Annotated in this window: 26 protein-coding genes and 1 tRNA gene; 7 read left to right on the plus strand and 20 right to left on the minus strand. The window is 65.3% G+C overall.

Going from position 1 to position 24,585, the window contains the following annotated elements:
• Positions 1-110 precede the first annotated feature (110 nt).
• The 3 genes from der to U1707_RS16115 all read left to right on the plus strand — a co-directional run bounded on the left by der (position 111) and on the right by U1707_RS16115 (position 2,226).
• The gene (gene der, locus U1707_RS16105) at positions 111-1,484 is read left to right on the plus strand and encodes a ribosome biogenesis GTPase Der (protein ID WP_332801081.1); all 1,374 of its coding nucleotides are present in this window, start codon (positions 111-113) and stop codon (positions 1,482-1,484) included.
• A gap of 11 nt (positions 1,485-1,495) precedes the next feature.
• Positions 1,496-1,705 (plus strand): sulfurtransferase TusA family protein, encoded by a 210-nt coding sequence (locus U1707_RS16110; RefSeq protein ID WP_332801082.1) that lies wholly within the window; start codon positions 1,496-1,498, stop codon positions 1,703-1,705.
• A gap of 83 nt (positions 1,706-1,788) precedes the next feature.
• A complete protein-coding gene (locus U1707_RS16115) occupies positions 1,789-2,226 on the plus strand; it encodes an Hpt domain-containing protein (protein ID WP_332801083.1) in 438 nt (145 codons plus the stop codon).
• A 112-nt stretch (positions 2,227-2,338) separates the two neighbouring features.
• Here the strand turns inward: U1707_RS16115 and bfr are convergent, their stop codons facing one another.
• From bfr to map, 6 genes are all read right to left on the minus strand, one after another.
• Positions 2,339-2,854 carry a bacterioferritin gene (bfr, locus tag U1707_RS16120; protein ID WP_056486959.1) on the minus strand — a complete coding sequence of 172 codons (516 nt, stop codon included), beginning with the start codon at positions 2,852-2,854 and terminating at the stop codon, positions 2,339-2,341.
• Between the two features lie 103 nt (positions 2,855-2,957).
• Positions 2,958-3,128, minus strand: a complete 171-nt coding sequence (locus U1707_RS16125) for a (2Fe-2S)-binding protein (protein WP_332801084.1) — start codon at positions 3,126-3,128, stop codon at positions 2,958-2,960.
• Between the two features lie 81 nt (positions 3,129-3,209).
• On the minus strand, positions 3,210-4,460 hold the full coding sequence (locus tag U1707_RS16130; RefSeq protein ID WP_332801085.1) for a DUF418 domain-containing protein: 1,251 nt from the start codon (positions 4,458-4,460) through the stop codon (positions 3,210-3,212).
• Positions 4,461-4,953: 493 nt separating this feature from the next.
• Entirely contained in the window at positions 4,954-7,182 is a 2,229-nt protein-coding gene (gene purL / locus U1707_RS16135; RefSeq protein ID WP_332801086.1) for a phosphoribosylformylglycinamidine synthase subunit PurL, read from the minus strand.
• A gap of 79 nt (positions 7,183-7,261) precedes the next feature.
• Complete coding sequence (locus tag U1707_RS16140; protein ID WP_332801087.1) at positions 7,262-7,633, minus strand: BrnA antitoxin family protein; 372 nt, start codon at positions 7,631-7,633, stop codon at positions 7,262-7,264.
• A gap of 152 nt (positions 7,634-7,785) precedes the next feature.
• The gene (gene map / locus U1707_RS16145) at positions 7,786-8,613 is read right to left on the minus strand and encodes a type I methionyl aminopeptidase (RefSeq protein ID WP_332801088.1); all 828 of its coding nucleotides are present in this window, start codon (positions 8,611-8,613) and stop codon (positions 7,786-7,788) included.
• 51 nt (positions 8,614-8,664) lie between these two features.
• Between map and U1707_RS16150 the strand changes: the two genes are divergently transcribed.
• On the plus strand, positions 8,665-9,423 hold the full coding sequence (locus U1707_RS16150; protein ID WP_332801089.1) for a competence/damage-inducible protein A: 759 nt from the start codon (positions 8,665-8,667) through the stop codon (positions 9,421-9,423).
• Positions 9,424-9,525: 102 nt separating this feature from the next.
• Here the strand turns inward: U1707_RS16150 and U1707_RS16155 are convergent, their stop codons facing one another.
• A complete protein-coding gene (locus U1707_RS16155) occupies positions 9,526-9,942 on the minus strand; it encodes an HIRAN domain-containing protein (RefSeq protein WP_332801090.1) in 417 nt (138 codons plus the stop codon).
• Between the two features lie 143 nt (positions 9,943-10,085).
• On the opposite strand from U1707_RS16155, the gene U1707_RS16160 reads away from it, so the two are divergent.
• A tRNA-Gly gene (locus U1707_RS16160) sits at positions 10,086-10,159 on the plus strand.
• A gap of 13 nt (positions 10,160-10,172) precedes the next feature.
• Here the strand turns inward: U1707_RS16160 and U1707_RS16165 are convergent.
• From U1707_RS16165 to U1707_RS16225, 13 genes are all read right to left on the minus strand, one after another.
• A complete protein-coding gene (locus U1707_RS16165; RefSeq protein WP_332801091.1) occupies positions 10,173-10,805 on the minus strand; it encodes a DedA family protein in 633 nt (210 codons plus the stop codon).
• On the minus strand, positions 10,802-11,182 hold the full coding sequence (locus tag U1707_RS16170) for a hypothetical protein (protein ID WP_332801092.1): 381 nt from the start codon (positions 11,180-11,182) through the stop codon (positions 10,802-10,804). The genes U1707_RS16165 and U1707_RS16170 overlap by 4 nt, the downstream gene beginning before the upstream one ends.
• Entirely contained in the window at positions 11,179-12,429 is a 1,251-nt protein-coding gene (locus U1707_RS16175) for an arsenic transporter (protein WP_332801093.1), read from the minus strand. The genes U1707_RS16170 and U1707_RS16175 overlap by 4 nt, the downstream gene beginning before the upstream one ends.
• Entirely contained in the window at positions 12,426-13,547 is a 1,122-nt protein-coding gene (locus U1707_RS16180; protein ID WP_332801094.1) for a metallophosphoesterase family protein, read from the minus strand. Before U1707_RS16180 ends, U1707_RS16175 begins: the two co-directional genes overlap by 4 nt.
• Complete coding sequence (locus tag U1707_RS16185) at positions 13,544-14,836, minus strand: MFS transporter (RefSeq protein WP_332801095.1); 1,293 nt, start codon at positions 14,834-14,836, stop codon at positions 13,544-13,546. Before U1707_RS16185 ends, U1707_RS16180 begins: the two co-directional genes overlap by 4 nt.
• A 279-nt stretch (positions 14,837-15,115) precedes the next feature.
• Complete coding sequence (locus U1707_RS16190) at positions 15,116-15,259, minus strand: hypothetical protein (protein WP_332801096.1); 144 nt, start codon at positions 15,257-15,259, stop codon at positions 15,116-15,118.
• 148 nt (positions 15,260-15,407) lie between these two features.
• Positions 15,408-16,286 (minus strand): hypothetical protein, encoded by an 879-nt coding sequence (locus tag U1707_RS16195; RefSeq protein WP_332801097.1) that lies wholly within the window; start codon positions 16,284-16,286, stop codon positions 15,408-15,410.
• Between the two features lie 37 nt (positions 16,287-16,323).
• The gene (locus tag U1707_RS16200) at positions 16,324-16,497 is read right to left on the minus strand and encodes a hypothetical protein (protein ID WP_332801098.1); all 174 of its coding nucleotides are present in this window, start codon (positions 16,495-16,497) and stop codon (positions 16,324-16,326) included.
• Positions 16,494-18,026: a PAS domain S-box protein gene (locus U1707_RS16205; protein WP_332801099.1), complete on the minus strand. Its 1,533-nt coding sequence runs from the start codon at positions 18,024-18,026 to the stop codon at positions 16,494-16,496. The genes U1707_RS16200 and U1707_RS16205 overlap by 4 nt, the downstream gene beginning before the upstream one ends.
• Positions 18,027-18,030: 4 nt before the next feature.
• Entirely contained in the window at positions 18,031-18,396 is a 366-nt protein-coding gene (locus U1707_RS16210; RefSeq protein WP_332801100.1) for a CsbD family protein, read from the minus strand.
• A gap of 319 nt (positions 18,397-18,715) precedes the next feature.
• Positions 18,716-18,898: a hypothetical protein gene (locus U1707_RS16215; protein ID WP_332801101.1), complete on the minus strand. Its 183-nt coding sequence runs from the start codon at positions 18,896-18,898 to the stop codon at positions 18,716-18,718.
• 123 nt (positions 18,899-19,021) lie between these two features.
• Positions 19,022-20,086 carry an LLM class flavin-dependent oxidoreductase gene (locus U1707_RS16220; RefSeq protein ID WP_332801102.1) on the minus strand — a complete coding sequence of 355 codons (1,065 nt, stop codon included), beginning with the start codon at positions 20,084-20,086 and terminating at the stop codon, positions 19,022-19,024.
• Positions 20,083-20,994, minus strand: a complete 912-nt coding sequence (locus tag U1707_RS16225; protein ID WP_332801242.1) for an aldo/keto reductase — start codon at positions 20,992-20,994, stop codon at positions 20,083-20,085. Before U1707_RS16225 ends, U1707_RS16220 begins: the two co-directional genes overlap by 4 nt.
• Before the next feature lie 22 nt (positions 20,995-21,016).
• Here U1707_RS16225 and U1707_RS16230 point away from each other — a divergent pair, with 22 nt between their 5' ends.
• Positions 21,017-22,111, plus strand: coding sequence for a Gfo/Idh/MocA family protein (locus tag U1707_RS16230; RefSeq protein ID WP_332801103.1), 1,095 nt, complete (start codon positions 21,017-21,019; stop codon positions 22,109-22,111).
• A 139-nt stretch (positions 22,112-22,250) separates the two neighbouring features.
• Positions 22,251-24,584 (plus strand): TonB-dependent receptor, encoded by a 2,334-nt coding sequence (locus U1707_RS16235; RefSeq protein ID WP_332801104.1) that lies wholly within the window; start codon positions 22,251-22,253, stop codon positions 24,582-24,584.
• The last annotated feature ends 1 nt before the right edge of the window (position 24,585 follow it).

Genomic DNA, 24,585 nt, shown 5'->3' on the forward strand with positions numbered 1-24,585 from the left:
TGAGGCGGTTTCCTCGGTGACGTCCGCTTCCTTTTGCAGTCGCGTTGGCCCCCTCCCTGGATGGATAGGGATTAGGTGACGTTTGCCCTCACACGCGCTAAGGGCACGCCATGTCCAAACTCCCCGTGGTCGCAATCGTCGGCCGCCCAAATGTCGGCAAGTCGACCCTGTTCAACCGCCTCGTCGGCAAGAAGCTCGCGCTGGTCGATGATCGGCCCGGCGTTACGCGTGATCGCCGTGAAGGCGACGCGTCGCTGATTGGTCTTGAATTCCGCATCATCGACACCGCTGGCTACGAAGATCACGACGCGCAGACGTTGCCCGGCCGGATGCGTCAGCAGACCGAAGCTGCCGTCGAGCAAGCCGATGTCGCCCTGTTCCTGTTCGACGCCCGCGCCGGAATCGTGCCGCTAGACGAGGAGATCGCCCGCTGGCTGCGCACCGCTGACGTCCCCGTCATCCTCGTCGCCAACAAGGCCGAGGGCCGCGCTGGTGAAGACGGCATCCTCGAATCGCTCGCACTTGGGTTTGGCGATCCGGTCCAGCTGTCGGCCGAGCATGGCGAAGGCATGGGCGATCTGTTCGAAGGCTTGCTCCCGCTGCTGGAAGGCAAGGACGACGTCCCCGAGGAACAACCCGACAACGAATATGAGGGACCGCTCAAGCTTGCGATCGTCGGCCGTCCGAATGCAGGCAAGTCGACGCTGGTGAACCGCATCCTTGGCGAAGATCGCATGATTACCGGGCCTGAAGCCGGCATTACACGCGACTCGATCAGTGTCGATTACGACTGGCACCCGACCGGGGGCGAAGCGCGCAAGGTGCGCCTGATCGACACCGCCGGCATGCGCAAGCGTGCCAAGGTACAGGACAAGCTGGAGAAGATGTCGGTCGAGGACGCGCTTCACGCGGTTGACTTCGCCGAGGTCGTTGTCCTGCTGCTCGACGCGACGCTCGGGCTTGAGGCGCAGGATCTCCGCATCGCCGACAAGGTGCTGCAGGAGGGCCGTGCGCTCGTCATCGCGCTGAACAAATGGGACATTGCCGAGAGCGCGTCGTCGCTGTTCAACGGCGTCAAGCGCGCGCTCGAAGACGGCCTGAGCCAGGTCAAGGGTGTTACCGTGATGACCGTGTCCGGCGCCACCGGCAAGGGCATCGACCAGTTGCTCCAGGCGTGTTTCGACACCCGTGATGCCTGGTCGAAGCGAGTCGGGACCGGCGAGCTCAACCGCTGGTTCGAACGGGCGATCGAGGCGACGCCACCCCCAGCACCGGGCGGCAAGCGTATTAAGATGCGCTACGTCACGCAGGTCAAGACGCGGCCGCCGAGCTTCGTCATCTTCGGTACGCGCGTTGATCAATTGCCGGCAAGCTATGAACGGTATTTGGTCAACTCGATGCGCAAGGATCTCGGTTTCGGGGCGGTGCCGGTGCGCCTGATGTTCCGCGCACCGAAAAATCCGTACGACGACAACGGTAAGTAAAACCGACCTTCGTGGTTCGCATCGACGCCCGGGGCATGCGCTGTCCTTGGCCGGCGGTGAGGCTGGCACGCGCGCTCCGCGACGGAGCACGAAGCGTCGAGATCCTCACCGACGATCCGCAAGCGCCGACCGAACTGGCGGCCGTGGCCGTGGCGGCCGACGCAACGATAGAAATCATTTCCGACGGATCTTATCGGTCGCATGTCATAACTTGTCGCTAGTACGACAACATTGTATTTACCTGAGTGCGATAAGATACGGGCCTGACCTTCATGGCGCTATTGCTCAACGGGAGAAGGCGACAGTGTCGTTCGAAGGAAGCACCTTGATCAACTGGCCAACGTTTTCGCAGGCGCGCAGTGAGTTGGGTGCGGGATTTGTCCGCATCCTCGGCTATTTTCGCGAAGACGGCGTGAAGTCGGTCGCGGCGATCGAAGCGGCGATGCGCTCGCTGAACGCGGCGGCGATGGTCATTCCGGCACATACGCTGAAAGGCGAAGCGCGGCAGTTCGGCGCCGAGCCGTTGGCGGATCTGGCCGAAGCGATCGAGGTTATCGCCCGTGAGTGCGTGGAGATGCAGGACACACCGGACGAAGCCCTCGAGCATATCGTCCGGTTGCGGCCGCTGTTCGTCGAGACGCTGAACCTGCTGGAGCGCGGGGCGAACCCGATCGTGGCGCGGAAGCCCGCCGCGGGCGGCTTTGGTCGTCGCGCTATTCCTACCGGGTTCGGCGAAGGCTAACGCCATCGCCTAATTCCGTCCTCGACATCGCTGGCTCCGGTCCCTTCCCGACTGGGAGGGAGAAGAGGCCCAAAGCCGCTCCCCTAAACTTCAGAGGAGCGGTGGGAGGAGTTTACCCCTTCAGATACGGTGCCGCGCCAGCCTTTGGCGAGTCGTGCTCGGAGATGGAGTTGAGCTGGATGTAGTTGTGGATGCCCATCCGCGCGATCATCTCGAACTGGCGCTCGAGCGTGTCGACATGCTCTTCCTCGCTGGCGAGGATACGGGCGAACAGGTCGCGGCTGATATAGTCCTTGACCTCTTCGCAATACGAGATCGCACCCTTGAGTTGGACGGTGGCCTCGACTTCGAGCGCCAGATCCGACTTCAAAACTTCCTCGACGGTCTCGCCGATGCGGAGGCGGCCGAGCAGCTGGAAATTGGGCAGGCCATCGAGGAACAGGATGCGCTCCGACAGCCAGTCGGCGTGCTTCATCTCGTCGATGGACTCCATCCGCTCGTACTGGGCGAGCTTGTAGACGCCCCAATGCTCGAGCATCCGGTAATGGAGCCAGTATTGATTGACCGCGGTCAGCTCGTTCTTGAGCGCCTCGTTCAGGAATTCGATTACTTGGGGGTCGCCGCGCATGGCCATATCTCCGTCACCTCTGAGGAGCATGTAGCGGGCTGACGCAGATCAGCACAACCCCCAAAAATGGCGGTTTTCCGAGGTTTATCAGCTGTTGCGACGCTTATGCAGCGGCGCGTTCCTCGTCGATAATCGCTCGCGCTATCGATGCGCACTGGCCGCATTTGGGCTGACGCCCCATCGACCGGAAAGCCTGGCAAGGTGTGGTGCAACCGCCGCGCGCGCAGTTGCGGACGTCGGATTCTCGTATGGCATTGCAAACGCAGACGACCATGGGAACTCCCTAGCTGTGCGCATGGGATACGGATAATGAGAACCACTCGCAAGCCCTTTTGCGTCTTATTCGCAAATAGCGTCATTGGTCCGGTGCAAACGCCGAGCCGCGCATCGGCTGCCACGCGAACCGCGACAGGCTGCGCCATAGCCACTCGAGCGGACCGTAGCGGAAACGATCGAGCCACGGCTTCGACCAGGCAAGCATCGCCAGCCAGATCGGGCCCACGACCAGATAGAGCTGTGCGCGCGAGAGATCGCCGTACAGTCCGACGCCGTATCCGTAGAAGACCGTCGTGCAAATCAGCGTCGTGCCGATATAGTTGGAGAACGCGATCTGGCCCGCTGCCGCGATGCGGGTGGTCAGCCAGCCGCCGGGGTGGGCGAGGAGGATGATCGCAGCCGCATAGCCCATGATCGTCAGTGGCCGGAGCGGCGTGGCGAGCGCCAACCACGACAGCGCGACATAGCGTGCGTCGAACCCGTGGGCGATGTCGAACATGGCGATCCCCGCATAAGCGAGCCAGCCGATGGTGATCCCTGCGACGGCAATCACGGTGTAGCGGCGCCGTGCCCATTCGCCGGTCAGGAACCCCGATCGCAGCCCGGCCATGCCGAACAGCATGAAGCCGAGCGTTTCCGGGCCGCCCACCGTCAGGAACGTGATCGGACCGACCGCGTGCGTCCAGCGCCAGGCGACCAGATGGGTCCATCCACCACGCCCGACGGCCAATTCGCGCGCGACAGCGGCGGGGGAGGGTTGGCCGAACTGATCCGCCAACATCTGCCAGTTTGTGATCGCCCGTGTCGCCGCTCCTGGCAGGTGGGCGGATGCATGGAGGTCGAATAGGTACGTGCTCAGCGTGGCGAGCTCGACGGTCTGGAGCGCGATGCAAGCCAAGCCGACGCCGATCAGCCAGCCCACCGGCAACCGCACGAACATGTACGCGATCGCACCGACCAATGCATAATGCGCGAGGATGTCACCCCACCAGAGCAGGTACAGGTGCGCGACGCCGAACACGAACAGCCAGGCCATGCGTCGCAGGTGTACGGTCGCCGGGTCGTCGCCACTCGCCTCGGCACGGTCGATCACGAGAAGCATCGAGGCGCCGAACAGGAACGAGAACAGCCCGCGCATCTTGCCGTCGATGACGATGAAGGTCGCCGTCCAGGCGAACAGGTCGGGCGTACTCGGCGCGCCCATCGAAGCTGGCGTCATATAGGCGAATTCGGGGAAGCCGAACGCGGCGATGTTGGCAGCGAGGATACCCATCACGGCGACGCCCCGGATCAGGTCGAGGGTGGCGATTCTGAAGGGCGCGGGGGTCATGCGGAAAAAGTGAAGTACAGAAAGTGCAGACGCTGGGAAGCGTTTTCGCGGTCGATGCGTGTCGCCGTGTTCGACGGTGCTGAACCGTATATCGGGAGGGCCGTGACCATTCGAGACTGCTCGCATAAGCGGGGCGTGTAGGACAGCGTGGGCTGGGGGATCACGCCCGCACAATGTCCTCCAGCGGCGCATCCGGCGGCGGCGTCGGTAGGTTGGAATGTGAGCGGCGACGCTCTCGCCTTCTTGTCCTCCCGGGTAGGTGGGAGGACAGACTGAGTCCCGGCCTTCGCGGGGGAACATGCTCTGGTTTAAGCTGTTTTCCTCGCCCCAAAGACCGACCACCCCGGCGGAGGCCGGGGCCCAAATTGGGAACGGTTATGGCGAAGGGCAGCGCTTCGTCACCGTCGCTATCCCGGTTGGGCCCCGGCCTTCGCCGGGGCGGTTGCTCTATGTAGGGGCCGGGGGGCACTCAATTGCCCGCCGTCACCGCGCATCAAGCCAGTGCGGCGTCGACCCCCATCAGCTTCGGGAAGAAGCCCTCGTGCGCCGTCCGCAGCGTATCGAGCGAGATGACGTCGTCGCGGTCGGGGCGTTCGAAGATCAGGCGCTTGCCGCCGGTGCGACCCAGGGGTTCGGCTTCGACGTCCGCCGCATGCGCTGCGCCAAGGAAGTCGAGTAGCGAATGGTCGTCGACCGTCACGATGTAGACGCCCTGGTCCTCCGCGAAGAACGAGCGCGCGCAGTCGAATGGCTGCTTCCGGTCGATCATCGCGCCGATGCCGCCGGCCAGCGCCATCTCGGCCAGCGTCACCGCGATGCCGCCGTCGGACACGTCGTGGACCGCGGTCAGCTGGCCCAGCGCGATCGCTTCGCGGATCAGGTCGCCGACGCGGCGCTCGGCAGCGAGATCGACCGGCGGCGGCGGGCCGGCGTCGAGCTGTTCGCGGCCGTGGCATTCGCGCAGCCAAAGCGACTGGCCGAGATGACCACCGCGCGTGCCGACCGCGAGGATGATGTCGCCCGAGCCTTTGAACGCGATCGTCGCATTCTTCTGCCAGTCGGCCAGCAAACCGATCGCGCCGATCGCCGGCGTCGGCAGGATCGCGGAACCGCCGCCCGTTGCCTTCGATTCATTGTAGAGCGACACGTTGCCCGACACGATCGGGAAGTCGAGCGCGATGCACGCGTCGCTCATGCCTTCGAGGCAGCCGACGATCTGGCCCATGATCTCGGGGCGCTGCGGATTGGCGAAGTTGAGGCAGTTGGTGACCGCCAGCGGCAGCGCGCCGACCGCGGTCAGGTTGCGCCAGGCTTCGGCGACCGCCTGCTTGCCGCCCTCGACCGGGTCGGCGAAACAGTAACGCGGCGTGCAGTCGGTGGTCATCGCCAGCGCCTTCTGCGTGCCGTGGACGCGGACGACTGCGGCGTCGCCACCGGGGCGCTGCACCGTGTCCGCGCCGACCATGTGGTCGTACTGCTCCCAGATCCAGCGGCGCGAGGCGATGTCGGGCGAGCCCATCAGCGTCAGCAGGTCGGCGGCGATGTCGCTGCTGTGCGGCGCGTTGGCGAGCGGCGCGGGCTTCGGCGTCGGGACGTGCGGGCGATCGTAGAGCGGTGCTTCGTCGGCGAGGGGACCGAGCGGGATGTCGCAGACGGTCTCGCCCTTGAACGTCAGCACCATCCGGCCGGTGTCGGTGACGCGGCCGATGACCGCGAAATCGAGTTCCCACTTCTTGAAGATCGCCTCGGCCTCGGCTTCGCGGCCGGGCTTCAGGACCATCAGCATGCGCTCCTGCGATTCCGAGAGCATCATCTCGTACGGCGTCATGCCGGTCTCGCGCTGCGGCACGTCGTCCATCGTCAGCTCGATGCCGACGCCGCCCTTCGACGCCATTTCCACGGCCGAAGACGTGAGGCCCGCGGCGCCCATGTCCTGGATCGCGACGATGACGTCTGTTGCCATCAACTCGAGGCAGGCTTCGATCAGCAGCTTCTCGGTGAAGGGATCGCCGACCTGGACGGTCGGGCGCTTGGCGTCCGAATCCTCGCCGAAATCGGCGGAGGCCATCGTCGCGCCGTGGATGCCGTCGCGGCCGGTCTTGCTGCCGACATAGACGATCGGATTGCCGATGCCGCTGGCGGCCGAGTAGAAGATCTTGTCCTGGTCGGCGATCCCGACGGTCATCGCGTTGACCAGGATGTTGCCGTCATACGCCGAGTGGAAGTTCACTTCGCCGCCGACGGTCGGCACGCCGACGCAATTGCCGTAGCCGCCGATGCCGTGGACGACGCCCGAGATCAGGTGGCGCATCTTGGGATGATCGGGGCGGCCAAAGCGGAGCGCGTTGAGGTTGGCGATCGGCCGCGCGCCCATCGTGAAGACGTCGCGCAGGATGCCGCCAACGCCGGTCGCCGCGCCCTGATAGGGCTCGATATAGGACGGGTGGTTGTGGCTCTCCATCTTGAAGATCGCCGCCTGGTTGTCGCCGATATCGACGACGCCGGCGTTCTCGCCCGGGCCGCAGATGACGCGGGGGCCCTTGGTGGGGAGCTTCATCAGGTGGATCTTGCTGGATTTGTAGCTGCAATGCTCGGACCACATGACCGAGAAGATGCCGAGCTCGACCATGTTCGGCTCGCGGCCGATGGCGCGCAGGACGCGCTCATATTCTTCGGGGGACAGGCCGTGGTCGGCGACGATCTGCGGTGTGATCTCGGTCATGGGGCGGGCTTTAGCGGGGTGGGACGCGTTCGTCACGTAGGCGAACTACGGCAAAACGCACTCGGAGCGAATTACCGCGCTATATCCTGGCGGCGCGCAACGTCACGTTGATCCGCGACTGCCAGCCCGGTCCGCTTGTCCTGAACCGCTCTAGCACGTCGTTGTCGAGGTGCAGGAACGGGCGACTTGCCGGACGTGACAGAGCCTTTCGGCCGACCGCGCGGCCTGCTGCCGTTCGGGAAGGCTGCTGCGAGTTCGGGGAAGTCGGCGATCGGGCGTACCTGCGCGACGTCGGCTTCGGTCCACTCGGGATTGTCGTCTTCGAACGCGATCTTGCGGGTATCACCAGCCATGTCGGCGCAACTCCTTCGCATGGGCGCGGCGTAGGTTGATTCAAACGAGGGCGTCGTCCGTTGCGACGGACTGCGTCGGCATTCTCAAATCCCGTCATCCTGACGAAAGTCAGGATCCAGGGTAACCGAGTGCGGCGCTTTGTGGCTCTGAATCCTGACTTTCGTCAGGATGACGCGAGAGGGAAAAGTGTAAAGTAACCGACTGTTGGCAAGGCGAGGCGCCGTTCGCGACACCCTACCGATAGCCGTATCAAACGTACGGCTGCTGCGTGTACCCCTTGGGGCTCAGCGTGAAGATGTCGCACCCAGTCTCCGTAATCCCGATCGAATGCTCGAACTGCGCGGACAGCGAGCGGTCACGCGTCACGGCCGTCCAGCCGTCGTCGAGCAGCTTCACGTCGGGACGGCCGATGTTGATCATCGGCTCGATCGTGAAGATCATGCCGGGGCGAAGCTCGGGACCGGTGCCGGGCTTGCCAACATGGACGACTTCGGGGGCATCGTGGAACAGGCGGCCGACGCCGTGGCCGCAGAAATCGCGGACCACGCCGTAGCGGTGCTTTTCCGCGTGGCGCTGGATCGCGTTGGCGACGTCGCCCATGCGGTTGCCGGGTTTCGCCTGCTCGATGCCGATCATCAAGCATTCGTAGGTGACTTCGACGAGGCGGCGCGCCTTGATCGGCACGTCGCCGATCAGGTACATCCGGCTCGTGTCGCCGTGCCAGCCGTCGAGCAAGGGCGTGACGTCGACGTTGACGATGTCACCCGATTTCAGCGTCTTCTCGCTCGGGATGCCGTGGCAGACGACATGGTTGATCGAGATGCAGACGCTGTGCGTGTAGCCGCGATAACCGAGCGTCGCGGGGACGCCGCCGCCGGCGACGATGAAGTCGTAAATGAGGCGGTCGATCTCGGCGGTGGTGACGCCGGGCACCATGTGCGGCACGATCATGTCGAGCGTTTCGGCCGCGAGGCGGCCCGCCTTCATCATACCTTCGAACGCGGCGGGGCCGTGGAGCTTGATGGCGCCGGTGCGCGCGTCGGGCTGGTCCGATGTGACGGTTACATATTCGGTCATGACCCGCGATATAGCGTGGCGGGCGCGCTTTTGCGAGGCTATGCGAGGGGCATGGTAGAGGAACGCATCTGGACGGCCGCGCTGACGATCATCGGCGACGAGATCCTGTCGGGCCGCACGCAGGACAAGAACGTCGCGCAGATCGCGGCCTGGCTCAACGTGCAGGGCATCCGCCTGGCGGAAGTGCGTGTGGTCGCCGACAAGACCGAGGCGATCGTCGAGGCGGTCAACATCCTCCGTGCCCGCAACGATTACCTGTTCACGACCGGCGGGATCGGGCCGACTCATGACGACATCACGGTGGACGCGATCGCCGAGGCGCTGGGCGTCGCGGTCGAGCACCATCCGCGCGCGATGGCGGTGCTGGAGGCGTATTACGCGACGCGTGGCGGGCTCACCGAAGCGCGCGCAAGGATGGCGCGAGTGCCTGTCGGGGCGGACCTGATAGACAACAAGGTGTCGGGTGCGCCGGGGATCAAGATCGGCAACATCTTCATCATGGCGGGCGTCCCGCATATCACTGCGGGCATGCTCGACGCGCTGACCGGAACGCTCGAGGGCGGGCGTCCGGTAGTGTCGAAGACGATCGGGTGCTGGGTCGCGGAAAGCGAGGTCGCCGACCTGTTGCGCGATGCCGAGAAGACGCATGAGGGCGTCGCGATCGGCAGTTACCCGTTCTTCCGCGATGGCAAGACGGGCGCGAACTTCGTGGTGCGGAGTTCGGACGAAGCTTTGGTCGATCGCTGCCTTGCCGATCTGACCCGCGATCTCGAAGCGACCGGACGGACGGTCAGCGGGCAGGCGATCTAGGGCTATTCGAGTATCCTCCCCCGCAAGGGGGAGGTGGCGGGTAGCGACGGAGGGGGAGGGGGCGACGACCTCTGGTGCGTGTCCGCCCCCTCCGATCGGCGGTCATGCGCCCCATTCGGGTCCTTCGGGATCGGGGTAGAAGGCGTCCGGGTCGAACGTTGCCGCGCGAGACCTTGCAGGCGGGGGCGCTTCTGGGTCCGGCAGTGTCGGTACCCCGCCGCCGAACCGGATACGGACGTAGCCCATGCTGTCGACCAGCGCCTGGAACACCGCGACATGCTCCTCCTGCTGCATCCGTCGGCCGATCAGCGGTGCGCGCTCGGCGGAAAGATAGCCCATCTGGATGCCGCGGGTGCTGAAGACCGCCACCGCGTTGGCGTCGTGCGGGTTCTTTGGCTCGCGGCGGAGGTCGACCGGTTCGCCGGGCGCGCAGAGCAGCAGTTCCATGCGCCGGTTGCTCTTGCTCCGGTCCGCATTGGGAAAGTCGATGCCGACCACGCTGAGCGTCAGTTCGTCCATACCCTCACCGTAACAGGAAAGCGCTCCGCCGCATGCGCGAAAGGGACTCTTGCGCCGACCACGGGCAGCGGATAGAGGCGGGGCATCGGCGTGCTGCACAGCAACCGCCGATGCCTGACATTACGCGGTAATCTCAAGGCTATGCGGGTGTAGCTCAATGGTAGAGCTTTTGCTTCCCAAGCAAGTGACGAGGGTTCGATTCCCTTCACCCGCTCCACATCATGCCAGCATCACTGCTTCGTTGCGGTCCGTTCGTCGGATTCCGGGGCGGTCTCGCTATTCGACGATTTTGCGAACAGCTTCCAGCCGAGCAGGCCGGCGACCAACACCCCGACGATGACCCAGGTGAGGTTGCCGAGCAGGCTCGCGATCGTCTGGACCTGATCGCTGAACGCGCGGCCAAGCGAGACGTAGATCAGCAGCCACAGGAATTCGCCCGCGACGTCGAGCGCGATGAACCGTCCCCACGGATATTCCGTCAGGCCGCTCGTGACGTTGATCCACGGGCCGAGCGGGCCGATCAACCAGCGGCTGAAGAAGATGCCCCAGCCCGCCCATTTGCGAGAATAGGCTTCGGCCTGCTCGACCTTCTCCGCGCCGCCGATCCGCCGCGTCACCGCCGCGAGCAGCGGGCGCCCGCCGTAGCGACCGAACGCATAGCCGATCTGGTCGCCGACGATCGCACCGGTAGTGCCAGCGAACACCACCGGCCAGAATGACAGCTCGCCCTGCGCGACGAACGATCCCATCGCGACCAGCGTGAGCGAACTCGGGAACGGCATGCCCGCGGCGGCGAGCACCATCGCGCCGAACAGCGCGGGCAGGCCGTAGGTGGTCAGCAGTTCGAGGAGTTGTTCCGTCACGGTTTGGGCGACGGCGCAGGCTGGAACGACCGCGGCGGCGGGCCGGGCGGCGGATAGGGCGGGCGCGCATGGACGATCGCATAGGTGAGTTTCGCCTCGACCTGCGTCATCGTCCGGCCGCTCTGTCGCGCGATTCGGCCGAGCGTGCGGTGGTCGGGGGCGGGTTGCAGGTTCAGCGCCTGATGCAGGATGTGCGGGGGCACGTGATAGGAATGCGCGACATAGCCGATCGTCATCCAGCGTTCGATCGGCTCGTCACGGTGCGCGTTCCAGTAGATCGCGTCGCTGACGGTGCGGACCGCGTGATAGCCGGTAAACGCCACGACGGCGACGAACAGCGCGATCAGGACTTTGCGCCAGGGGCGGGTGCGGGTCATCCGAGCGCGATACGCGTGCCGAGCGCGGCGAGCAACGCAAGCGGCATCGCGACCGCGCCGACCTTCAGGAAGCGCCAGAAGCCGACATCCTCGCCTTCGCGGCGAATCGCCTGCAACCACAGGATCGTCGCGAGACTGCCGGTGATCGACAGGTTCGGGCCGAGATCGACGCCGATCAGCAGGCCGTCGACGATCAGGCGCGGCGGATGCGCCTGCGCGACGGCGGTGCTCGCGACCAGGCCGGCGGGGAGGTTGTTCATCAGGTTGGACCCGAAGGCGAGGATCGTCCCCGACACCGCCGCGCCGTGCGCGGGATCGACGGACAGGCTCCGGACGGCCTGCGCGACCTGCCCGATCACGCCGGTCAGGTCGAGCGCCTCGACCAGCACGAATAGGCCGGCGACGAGCGGCAGCACGCTCCAAGAAATTTCACGCGCAAGTTTCAGCGGCGACGACTTCGCGATCGCCGATACCGCCAGCGTCGTGACGATCCCGGCGATCGCGGTCGGCAGGCCCAGTTCCATGTCGAGCGCGGAGACGACCAGCAAGACGACTGCGGTCGCGACGATCCCGACGAACGCGGCCTTGCCGCCGGCGGTCAGCGGCGTGCGCTCGACATCGCTGACGCACTCGCCCGCCAGTCGCTTGCGCTCGAGCCAGCGCAGGACGAGGAAGGTGACGAGGATCGAGGCGAGCGACGGCAGCGCGAACGAGGCGAACCACTGGCCGAGCGGCGGCATCTTGCCACCATACAGGACCAGATTGGCGGGGTTGGAGATCGGCAGCACGAAGCTCGCCGCGTTGGCGATCAGCGCGCAGGCGAACAGGAGGGGCAGGGGGTCCGCCTTCGCCTTCTTCGCCGCAGCATACACCGCCGGGGTCAGCACGACCGCGGTCGCATCGTTGGACAGGAACGTCGTGGTGACGATTCCCGTGACGTAGACCAGCGCGAACAGGCGCGCGCGCGATCCCTTGGCATGGATCGCCGCGGTGGCCGCGACCCAGTCGAACAGCCCTTCCGCGCGCGCCGTTTCGCTGAGCAGCATCATGCCGATCAGGAATAGATAGACGTCCATGCCCTTTGCGACCGCCTGCAGCGCCGCGGGGAAGGGCATCAGGCCGAACAGCAGCAGCAGCACCGCACCGGCGACCGCCCAGATCGCCTCGGGCCAGCGGAACGGCCGCGCGATCACCGCGGCGGTCGAGGCGGCGCAAATTCCCCATGTCGCGCCCGTCGCCAGTATCACCAATGCTTTCCGTTCTTGTTGGGACCGAGCCTCGACGCTTCGATACCGTGTTCGGGCCAGGGGCCGATACTGTGGATATCGCGTCCCGGCGCGATCGGCATGCCGCGACGGGGAATGTCCTTTTCGCCGCGGACCAGAATGTCGATCACGTCGCGATCCGTGCCGACGGAAACTTCCACGCGGTGCAGTCCTGTGTCGAGCGGGACTCGGGCCGTCCAGAATGCGGTGCCGGGAGTCGGGATCATCGGTTGTGCGGCGGCGTCATCGACCGAGATCGTGACGGGGTCGGCGGTGGCGCCGAACAGCTTGGCGACGATCTCGACCTCGCCGGGGCGGGGGACCTGCGTCGGATCGGCGGGGCGCGTGACGAGGCGGAGGTCGGCGGGTGCGACGATCTGGACGAACGGCCAATCGCCGCCGGTTTCCTTGAACCGCCAGCTCGGCACGCGACCGTGGATCGTCGTGATCGAGAAGCCGGGCCTGCCATCGCCTTCCTCGATTTCGCCGGTCGAGCGGGTCGCGCCGTAGATCACGCGGCCGTCGTTGAGCAGTTCGTTGTAATGCGTGTGGCCGGTGTCGACGAACGCGACTCGCGCGTCGGCCAGTGTGCGGGCGATGTCCTCGCCATCGGCGGCGAGATCGCCGGGATAGGCGTGCATGAAGACGACCGGGGTCTGGCCCTCGGCTTCGGCGCGCGCGAGTTCCTCGAGCAGGCGGTTGCGATGGTGCATCGTCAGCCGGAAGTCGGGACCGCCCGCGCCGGCCGAAATGATGTCGAGAAAGATGCAGCGATGGCCGGCGATGACCTCCGCCTCGGGCCGGTTGGACTTAGGGAACGCCGCGTCGTAATTGGCGAGATCGCCGAGTTCGAAATCATGATCGCCGGGGATGACGCGGTAGGGGAGCGACAGCGGCGCGAGCGTGTCGGTGATGATGCGGTATTGCTCGGCGGTCGCGTGGTTCGCGTTGTCGCCGGGCAGATAGACGAAATCGGCCGTGTCGCCGATATGCGCGTTGATCTCGGCGACGATCGCGGCGAGCCGGTCGCGGCTCTGCCAGCCGTTAGCCTCGTCCATGTGGAGATCGCCGATATGGACCCAGGTGAGCGAGGGCGTCATGCCGTTTGTTCCTTATGCTGCGACCGTGATCCCGCACAGGCGGGGCGCAAGGTTCCCGCGAAACCCACCCAAAGCGCAACGCTGACGATCGCGAAGCTACCGAGGATATAGAAGGCGATGTTGTAACCGAGTTCCTGCGCGAGCCATCCGCCGATCGCCGGGCTGAGCGAGGCACCGACGCCCTGCACGGTCATCACCGCACCCTGGCCGACGTTCACGCGGCCGGTGCCGTCGAGCAGGCACGCCACGAGTCCCGGCACCGCGACGCTCTGCAATCCCGCGCCGATCCCGTCGAGCGCCTGGACCGGCCAGACGCCCCAATGTTCGATGAAGGTGCCGGCAAGGAACCCGCGCAACGGCAGCGCGGCGAACGAGATCAGCAGCACCAGCCAATAGCCCTTGCCCGCTGACATCCGCATCGCCAGCAACGACGCGACGATCATCACCGCCTGCGCGACGACGACGGTCTCCGCGGTGAAGAGTGCGGCGTTGCCCTTGCCCGCACCGACCACCGCCAGCCCGTATAACGGCAGCATCGCGCCATTGCCGAGATGAAAACAGGCGAGGGCGGCCGCCAGGATCAGCATCGGCTTGTTGCGGAGCAGCGCCTTGAAGCCTTCCGCCTTGCCGCTTTCTCCTTCGCTCCCGGTATCGTCGTCGGCGGCTTCGAGACCGCGCGCGGCGCGGTGGTCGATCGCCTTTTCGGGGATCATCAGGACGCTCGCGATCGCGAGCACGCCGAACACCGCGGCGAGATAGAAGATCGCAGGCATCCCGAATTTCCAGCCGAGATAGCCGGACAGTCCCGCGCCGATCATGTTGCCCGCGTGGTTCCAGGCCTGGTTGCGGCCGTTCTGCGCGTTGAACCCGCGCTGGCGGACGACGCCGAGCGTCATGCCCGCGACCGCGGGGCCGATCGCGGCGCCGGCGATCGCCGTCGCGACCTGGCTGACGGTGACGACCCATGCGGATTGCGAAAGCAGGATCAGGAACGACGCCATCACCGTGCAGATGCCGGTGACGATCACCACCATCCGCTTCTTCTCGGTGTGGTCGATGAATGCGCCAGCGGGGACCGTCATGATCATGCCCGCGACGCCGCCCGCGGTCATCACCGTGCCGATCGGACCGGTCGACCATCCGCGTTGCTGAAGGAACACGCCCAGGAACGGGCCGATGCCCGCTTGCATGTCGGCCATGAAGAAATTGAGCGATTGAAGAGCGGTCTTCGCGCGACCGGCATCGCGGTCGTGCCGTTCCCCAGGGTGCGTCGAAGCCTTGCTTGCCATCTTCGCACATCCTTGCATCGCGTAAGCCGATTCCGGAAAGACGATTTGGGTATCGTAAGTTCCGGTATGAACATCTTTTCATCGAACGATGACGGTGGAGAGTGTTCCGCCGCGTTGACTATAACCAACACCGATCGCGGAAAGCTGAATAGGCTCGTTCAGCTTCGGTTTACTTCCTCCGATGGCGAGCTGTCGCTTACATAAACGATCGTGGACTAAGGCAGGGTTTTGGCGTCTACCGATTTTCGACGTGCGCAGCCTCGGCAAGGCCGCAGTAGCTCAGTCCTGCTCACTGCCGCCTGCGGCATCGAGTGCTTCGGCCAGCAGGGCTGCAACCAGATTATTGCCTTGGGCATCGGCTATCGCCAACGCGCGCTCGATCGCGTTCTGAAGGAGACGTTCGTCGACCGTTGGTTTAACCATGACATCTTCCATAACATGTTGCGATCGGCCGATAAGGTGCCGGACAAGTCGGTCGAGACGGCCTTCGAATCCGTCATTGACTGAAAACGCGAGCGGGGACGCTACCGGCAAGCCGATAGCGTCCCCGTTGATATCAGACGCGACGATATCAGACGCGGCGGCGCGTCGCTGCGGTTGCACCGAAGCCTGCGGCAGCGGCACCGATCAGCAGCGCGATCACGACCATGAAGGACGTTCCGGCGGCTGCACCGGCGGCCTTGTCTGCGGTGGACTTGGCGGTTTGGACCGCGTTGTCCTCGGTCTTCACGAACTGCGCCTTGGCGCGCGTCACCTGGGCCTGGGCCTCGGGACGGCCGATCTTGCGCTGAGCGGCAACGATATCGACGATGCGGCCTTCAGCCTGCGCGCCGTCCTGGCCACCGCGGGCGAGTGCCGGCAGTTCCTTGGCGATTTCCTTCTGAGCCTGTTCGGGGGTCATCTGCGCGGGATCGGACGGTGCGTCCGACAGATACGCGGATGCTTCCTCGCGCACATCGCCCGTGTCGACGCCGGCGACGTCGGCAACCTTGGGGGCAGCGGCGCCGATACCGGTGCCGGCTGCGGTCGCGACCGAGCCGACCGTGCGGAATGCACCCCCGATGATGCCACCGACCGCCGAGGTCAGCAGGTACAGGGTCAGTATGAGCGTCACGCCCCATACGACCAAGCCGTGGACCAGACCGTCGAACCGATCATGCACACCAGCCAGACGCGCGGCCGAATAGCCGCCCGCGCCCAGAGCGATGACCGTCGTGATGACCCAGTAGATCCCTGCGCCGATCCCGAAACCCGCTGCGCCCGGCGTCGTGCCTTCGACCGGATCGACGAGGCTCAGGCCAATGCCCGTGCCGAGGATCCCAAGGACGAGCTGGACCGCGATTGCGATCACAACGCCCGCAAAGATCGCGCCCCACGAGATGCGGGTAGGCGTCTTTAAGAAATGCGCGTCATGTTCCGGCAGAACGCCGGATGTCGTGTGGATAGCCATGTTCACTCCTGTTATATAAAATCGTGTCGGGGGATGCTTAGGTCTTGTCGGTCCGGTCGACGGGGGCCTTGGGGCCTGCCTGTTTGGCGCCGGCCTCGCTTTCACGAGAGCCTTCCTTTTCGACAGCGACGTCGCCGATGATCTTGCCGATGGCTTCCTGCACGGAGCCTTTGGCTTGCCGAACCCGAGCGTCGTCTTTCTTGCTGGTCATGCTGCCATCTCCTTGGCGGGCGTGGCGGAACGCTGTGGCGTCGGCATCGAATCGCCGTCGAACCCACGCGCGCGCGCCCACGCAGCAGCGGCGTTGCGGCGATTGACGCCGATCTTGGAATAGATCCGCGCGACGTGATTGCGCACGGTATTGCCCGAGACGTCCAGGGTGCGGGCGATCGACTTGTCGTCGAGACCGCGGCAGATCAGTGCCAGCACCTCGCGCTCGCGCGGCGTCAGTTCGTCGAGCCCGACGCCAGCCGGAACGGTATCCGGCGCCCTGAGCCTGGCGAGCTTTTCCATGATCGAGCGGCTGAGCCAGCTCGTATCCTTCATGACCGCTTCGATTGCGTTGACCAGTTCGCGTTCGGAGGCCTTGCGCGTGCTGATGTCGCGCATCGCCCACAACACGCAGGGCTCGTCGCCGAGATTAATGGGCTCTGCCGAAATCATGCAGTCGAGGACGTCGCCGTCCTTTTCCCGGATACGCGTTTCCCGATCGCGAATGGCAGTGCCGGCATCGATATCCGATTCGATCGCAGTCCGGATCGCGGGCGTTTCCCACAGCCCGACCTCGCCGAGGGGGCGGCCGATGATCTCATGCGATGTATAGCCGGTGAGCGCGGTGAAAGCCTCGTTCACGTCGCAAAGCCGATGTCCATCGAGCGAACCGATCGCCAGCGCGACGGGTGCCAGCGAGAAGGTCCGCATGAACCGTTCCTCGCTTTGGCGAAGCGCGGTCTCGGCCTTGCGACGGGGTTCGAGGTCGGCGAACGTGAACAACATGCAGGGCTGATCACCCATGTCAATCGGCTGACCTGCGACGATGACGAGCTTGGTCGTGCCGTCCGGGAGAGCGAGTTCGGCCTCCATCTGCGGGATCGTGCGACCTTCGGACAGCCGCTGCTTCGCCAGGTCGCGCTTCTCCGCGCGCTCGAGCACGTCGATGTCGTAGACGGTGCGCGACAAGACCTCCGCGCGGTCATGCCCCGTCATGTCGGCGAACCCCTGGTTGACCTTGACGAAGCGCAAGTCGCTCAACCGGCAGATCACCGCCGGGGCGGGGTTCGCGTTGAAGGACTGTTCGAACCGATCCTCCGCCTCGAATTGCGCCGACACGTCCTGAATGATCAGCACAAGGCATTCGGGAGCGTCGTCGTCGTCGGTCAGAACCAGGCTTCGGACCTGATGGACCCAGCGGGGGTCGTCGTCGCCGGCGACCGCGACCTCGACCACGACCTGCGAGAACGCCTCGCCCGAGACGACCCGCTCGATCGGATAGTCGGCGCCGTTCAACCGGTGGTTGTTGCGATAGCGCAACTGGAACCGTGCCCGGTAGTCGTCGACCGTGGCCCCGATCTCCTCGACCGCGTCGACCCCGTGCATCGCAAGCGCCGCAGCGTTCGCCCACAGGATCGACTGATCGGGATCGACCAGAATCACACCCTCGTCGAGCCCCGTGATGATCTGACGCAAGTGGCGCAGATCGGCGGAGTCGCGGAGCGATTTGAGGATCGGGACCGGGGGCATCGGCTTAGTCGCGCGGTCCGTGAACGAACCAGGCGAGGCCGTAGCCGATCGCGGCTGCACCGAGTGCCCACAGCAGCGGCGCATCCTTGGCGGAGCCCTGTGCGGTCAGCGCACCCCGGCGGGCTGCCTCGGCGGTACGGTCCGCAGCATGACGCGCCTCGCTGCCGAGCTTGTCGGCGAGTTCGGGGGCGCCGTCGACGACGTCCTCGATCGCCGACTTGGCGCGACCGTACAAGTTCTGCGCACCACCGGCGACCTGATCGACGACGCCGTCGACCTTCCAGTCGGTGCTGTTCACGGTATCGCCGACCGTCTTCTCGATCTTGCCGCCGACATAGCGGGCACCGCCCTGGAATTCGTCCTTGTTCATGCTCGTGTCCTTTGATCGGAGAGGCCGCGATTCGCGCGGCCGGTCATGGCGTCAGGCACTGACGAAATGGCCATGCGGAGATAGATCCGTACGACAGGATAGCGCCGCTATTAGGCTGACGTGTCGCGTTCGCGGAGCGGTGCGGCAGGCGGCGTTCTGTGCGAGGTCGAAACCTCGGGAATCGCGAACATGCGCTTCATGAGCAACGCTCCAGGAATTTTCCGGAAAGCGACGCGCTATCGGATCAGGCGAATAAACCCGGTCCTAACTCTATGGTTCCTGGTATTTTTATCCGGAATACTGAGCTGTTTGTACCAGCTCAGGACAGCGAGCGCGCTTCGTACAGGCTCGCGAATTTCCTGTGCAGATTGCGTGTCGGGACATCCTGCGCGGCCGATGCGCGGGTCCGATGCCATGCCGCACGCGTGCGAAAGTAGGTCGCGTCGTCATCGAGATAATCGTCAGGCGCGGTCATACCGCCGCCGTCATGCAGGTCCGTCATCGCCACCGCCCGTGTTGGAGTGGCGCATTACTTAAGGCTATTTCGTCAGCGGCGAACGATCCGAAACTACCATTTGACCGGGTATAAATGTCGGTGTCGGCCAAGCCGTTACACGCGCGATCATCACGTCAGGGGCGCGTGATCGATCCGGGGCAGGACGTGGCGGGCGAACAGGTCAGCCTCGGACGCGTGCGGGTAGCCCGACAGGATGAACGCTTCGATCCCCATGTCCTGATACATGCGCAGCTTCGCGAGCACCTGATCGGGATCACCAACGATCGCCGCACCACAGCCAGAACGCGCACGACCGACGCCGGTCCACAAATTCTCCTCGGCATAGCCGTCGTCGGCCGCGGTCTCGCGCAGCGCCGCCTGCGCAGCAACGCCGGCCGACGTGGAGTCGAGCGATTTCGCGCGGATCTCTGCACCCTGTTGCGCGTCAAGTTTCGACAGCAGGCGATCGGCATCGGTACGTGCTTCGGCCTCGGTATCGCGGACGATGACGTGCGCGCGGTAGCCGAAGCGCAGCGTGCGGCCATACGCGGCGGCGCGCGCGGTCATGTCGGCGATGATCGCGGCGACCGTTTCCTTCTTGTCGGGCCACATCAGGAACACGTCGCAACCCTTGGCCGCGGCATCGCGCGCGTCGGGCGACAGGCCGCCGAAATACAGCAAAGGTGCCTTGCCCGACACCGTGCGGACACGCGGCGGATCGACCTTCAGCTGCCAGAACTCGCCCTGGTGATCGAGCGGTTCGCCGTTGAGCAGAGTCTTGAGGATATGCATCGCCTCGACCGTGCGTGCATAGCGCGGTGCCGAGCCGAGCGTCTCGCCCGGCATGTCGGACGAGATGATGTTGATCGTCAGCCGCCCGCCGGTCATCCGGTCGATCGTTGCGATCTGGCGCGCGAGTTGCGGCGGCCAGGATTCACCGACGCGCACCGCCATCAGCAGCTTGATACGCGTGGTCAGCGCGGCGATCCCCGCGGCGAACGCAGTGGTGTCGATCCCCAGCGCATAGCCGGACGGAAGCAGGACATTGTCGAACCCGCCGGTCTCGGCCTGCATAACGATGTCGCGGCAATGTTCCCAGCTCGACGCAAGCGCAGGGTCGGGCTGCCCGAGAAACTCATAGTCGTCGTCGCAGAGCGCGGAGAACCACGAAACCTCGCAAGGGCCCGCCGTCATGGCAGCGGCTCCCCGCGCGCGGCGGTCAGCACCGCGTACCAGTCGTCGCGCGACCAGTGGATCTTGAAGACGTCGCGCAGTTCGGCGATCCGGCCGGCGTTCTGCGTGCCGACGATCGGGATCGCGCGCGCCGGGTGCGCCATGATCCAGCTATAGGTGGCCGTCGACCGGCTGACCCCGAACTTGGTGGCGACCGCGTCCAGCGCGGCGGCAACGGCAGTCTCGTGCGGCGTCGTCGGCTTCGCGATCCGCCCACCGCCGAGCGGCGACCACGCGAGGACAGCGATATCGCGCTCGATAGCCTGATCGAACAGCCCGTTGGTCATCGGATCAAGGAACAGCGGCGAAAATTCGGGCTGCTGCGTCGCAAGCGGCACGTCCTTCAGGAACGATGCGAGCGTCGCGGTCTGTGCAGGCGTGTAATTGGATACGCCGATGCTGCGCACCTTGCCCGACGATACCATGTCCTCGAGCGTGCGGGCCACTTCGTGCGGATGCGCGAGAATGTCGGGACGGTGGATCTGGTAGAGATCGACATGGTCGACCTGCATCCGCGCGAGCGACGCATCGAGCGCGGCCATGAGATAGTCGCGGCTCGAATCATACGGCACCGGCGGGGTGATGCCGCCCTTGGTCGTGAGCACCATGCGATCGCGCAACCCGGGGGAGGCGGCGAAGATTCGTCCGAGCAACGTTTCCGCATCGCCGAACCCGCCGCTGCCGTCGAACCCGTAGATGTCGGCGGTGTCGAACAACGTGATCCCGGCATCGAACGCGGCCTCGATCAATGCGCGACCTTCGTCGAGCGTGTTGCCGGCGAACCGCCACATGCCCCACGCGACCGGTGAGACGAGGATTCCGCTCTTGCCGAGGGGACGCGAATCAGGTGTAAGATGGATATCAGACATCGTTGTCATGATAGGGATACGAATGCCGGTTGAGCAAGTCCGTTACGGGTTGGTAGGCACCGGCATGATGGGGGTCGAGCATCTCGCCAACCTCGCCATCACGCCCGGCGCGGTGGTGACCGCGATTGCCGATCCGACCGAGGCGTCGCTGAGCTGGGCGCGCGATGCGCTGGGGCCCGAGCGTTCCGCCGGGGTCGCGGCGTTTGCGGACTCCAAGGCGCTGGCCGCCAGCGGGCTGGTCGATGCGGTGATCGTCGCGAGCCCGAACAACACGCACCGCGACGTGCTGACCCCGCTGTTCGGCGAGGGGATCGCGATCCTGTGCGAAAAGCCGCTGGCGACGACGATCGACGACGCGCGCTGGATCGTCGACCAGGCCGAGGCGAGCGACGCACCGTTCTGGACGGCGATGGAATATCGCTACATGCCGCCCGCCGCCGCATTCATCGACGAGGTTCATGGCGGCACGATCGGCGCGCTCAAGATGCTGTCGATCCGCGAACACCGCTTTCCATTCCTGCCCAAGGTCGGCGACTGGAACCGCTTCGCGCGCAACACAGGCGGCACGATGGTCGAGAAATGCTGCCATTTCTTCGATCTGATGCGGCTGATCACGCGGTCGGAGGCGGTCCGCGTCTATTGCTCGGGCGCGATGGACGTGAACCATCTCGACGAACTGTACGACGGCGCGCGCCCCGACATCATCGACAACAGCTATACCACGATCGATTTCGCCAACGGCGTGCGCGCGATGCTCGATCTGTCGATGTTCGCCGACGGTGCCGAGAACCAAGAGGAGATCGCCGCGGTCGGCGACGCGGCGCGGCTCGAGGTGCTGATCCCCGAGGGCGCGCTGGTCCGGTCGCCGCGCGTGGGTTTCCGCAACCCGAAGCAGGTGACGCGCCGCATCGTCGAGGTCGACCCGCTCGCACTCGACGCCGGCAGCCATCACGGATCGACCTATTACGAGCATCAGAAGTTCATCGCGGCGGTGCGCGGCGAGGGGCCGGTCGAGGTCACCGCGCGCGACGGGCTGATGGCGGTCGCGATCGGCACCGCCGCCGAGATCAGTGCGCGCGAACACCGCGTCGTGGAGATGCGTGAGCTGGGGTTCTAAGGCCGAACTTTCGGCGCCGGTTATGGCGCCGGGTTTTTTTGACGATAGCGGGCCTTGCCCGGACCAAAGACGAACCGCCGACGACAGAGCGGGATTTCAAATATAACCTATCGAACAGGTAGGAAAAGGGAGAGCAGAGATGAACACGGGATTGTTGACGGGCGTCGGCCTGATCGCGTTGGCGATCGCCGCGCCCGCATTCGCGCAGCAGGCGCCGGCCGCCCCGCCGACCGCCGCCCCAACCGGTGCAAGTGAACCTGCGCCGCCTGCCGAGGCTGCGGCACCGGCTACCGGCGCGCAGAACCAGCCTGGCGACATCGTCGTCACCGCGCAGAAGCGGTCCGAGCGGTTGCAGGACGTGCCGGTCGCGGTGTCGGTGATTTCGGGCGATGCGATCAGCGCGAAGGGCGGCACCAATCTCGAAAGCGCGCAATATCTCGTGCCGACGCTGAACTTCCGCAAATCGGGCACCGCGATTAACCAGTCGCTGTTCCTGCGCGGGGTCGGCACGTCGACCTTCTCGATTGCGGGCGAGCCTTCGATCTCCACGGTGGTCGACGGCGTGGTCTACAGTCGCGCCGGGGAGGCGTTCAGCGACCTGATCGACGTCGACCGGATCGAGGTCTTGCGCGGGCCGCAGGGCACGCTGTTCGGCAAGAACACCAGCGCGGGCGTGATCAACATCGTCACCAAGCGGCCCGGCAACGATTTCGGCGGCTATGTCGAGGGCGGCTATTACAGCAACGGCAGCGAATATCGCGTGCGCGGCGCAGTCGACCTGCCGATCTCGGGGATCATCAAGAGCCGGATCACGGGTTTTTACGGCCATTACGACGGCAATATCCGCAACCTCGCGCAGGGCGGCGACCGCGTGAACGGCTATGAGCATTACGGCGTGCGCGGGATCGTCGTCGCCGATCCGACGCCCGACCTGACCCTCACGTTGATCGCCGATTACCGCCGGAGCAAGGACAATTGCTGCGCCGAAGTGATCGGCACCGTGCCGACGGGCCTTTCGGCCAGCGTCCTGCCGACGCCCCGGGGCGACAAGTCGCGGCTGATCGACCAGGATCTGGTGACGCGGTCGAACGAAAAAAGCTGGGGCGTCTCGGGCCAGGCCGACTGGACGCTCGGCAACCAGACGATCACGTACATCGGCTCGTATCGCGAATACGACAATGAGGAGATCCGCGACGGCGACTGGTTGCCGCAAGCTTATGTCGGGTTCAACCAGCTGCACGATGTGGGGCCGCAGGTCAGCAACACGATCACGCAGGAATTGCGGATCACGTCACCCGCGAACCAGTTCTTCAGCTACGTCGTCGGCGCGTTCTATTCGCGCGCCTATACCGAGCGGAGCTTCACCCGATCGGACATCGTCTGCACCGCGACGCCGACGCCGAGCGTACTGACGCCGTGCAATACGCCGGGGCTGACGGTGACGCGGCCGCAGGGCACCGCGGTGTTCGGCTCGACGTTCAAGAACCTCGCCTTCTTCGGCCAGTCGACGCTGAACCTGACGGATCGGCTGCGGTTGATCGGCGGCGTGCGCTACACCGCCGACCAGCTCGATGTCTTCCACAGCCGCGTGACGCAGCTGGCGGGGCCAGGGATTCAGCCGAGCTTTGGGCCGTTCACCGGCAAGACGACGAACGACAACTGGTCGGGCAAGGGCGGGATGCAGTTCGACATCGTCCGGCAGTCGACCGCCTACGCTACCTATTCGCGCGGGTATAAGGGGCCGGCGTTCAACATCTTCTACAATCTGACCGCGACCGGCACGAACGTGATCGATCCCGAGACCGCCGACAGCTACGAACTGGGCCTGAAGAACACGCTGTTCGGCGGTAAACTCGTCGTCAATCTCGCCGCCTATTACGCCAAATACCATAATTTCCAGGCGAACAATCCCGACATCGTCGCGGGCGTGTTGGTCACGCGGTTCACCAATGCAGGCGAGGTTTCGACGCGCGGCGGCGAACTGGATCTGGTGTTCCAGCCGGTTCGCGACCTCAGCTTTTCGGGCGGGCTCGCCTATACCGACGCGCACATCGATCAGTTCAATGTCCCGACCAACGGCGTGACGACGGGCGTGGTGCCATCGGGCACGCCGCTCGGCTATGCGCCGAAATGGAAGGGGTCGCTCGGCGCGGACTATCGCTATCGTACCGGTGGGGCGATCGACTTGGCGCTGGGGGCGCAGAGCAGCTACCAATCGAAGCAGATCTCGCAGCTCGACGCGAGTGCGGCGATCCGCGAGGCGACGACGATCAAGGGCTACGGCCTGCTCGACCTGTCGGCGGGGATCGTCCAACGCGACGACCTGTTCCGCGTCACTTTCGCGGTCAAGAACGTGTTCGACACGAGCTTTGCCTCGGCGATCACGAGCGGCGGGCCCGGCGGCGCCTATCGCTACATTATCCCGCGCGACGCGGACCGCTACTATGGCGTCACCGGGCGGATCAACTTCTGAC

This window comes from Sphingomonas sandaracina, from assembly GCF_036663695.1.
Taxonomy (GTDB): Bacteria; Pseudomonadota; Alphaproteobacteria; order Sphingomonadales; family Sphingomonadaceae; genus Sphingomonas.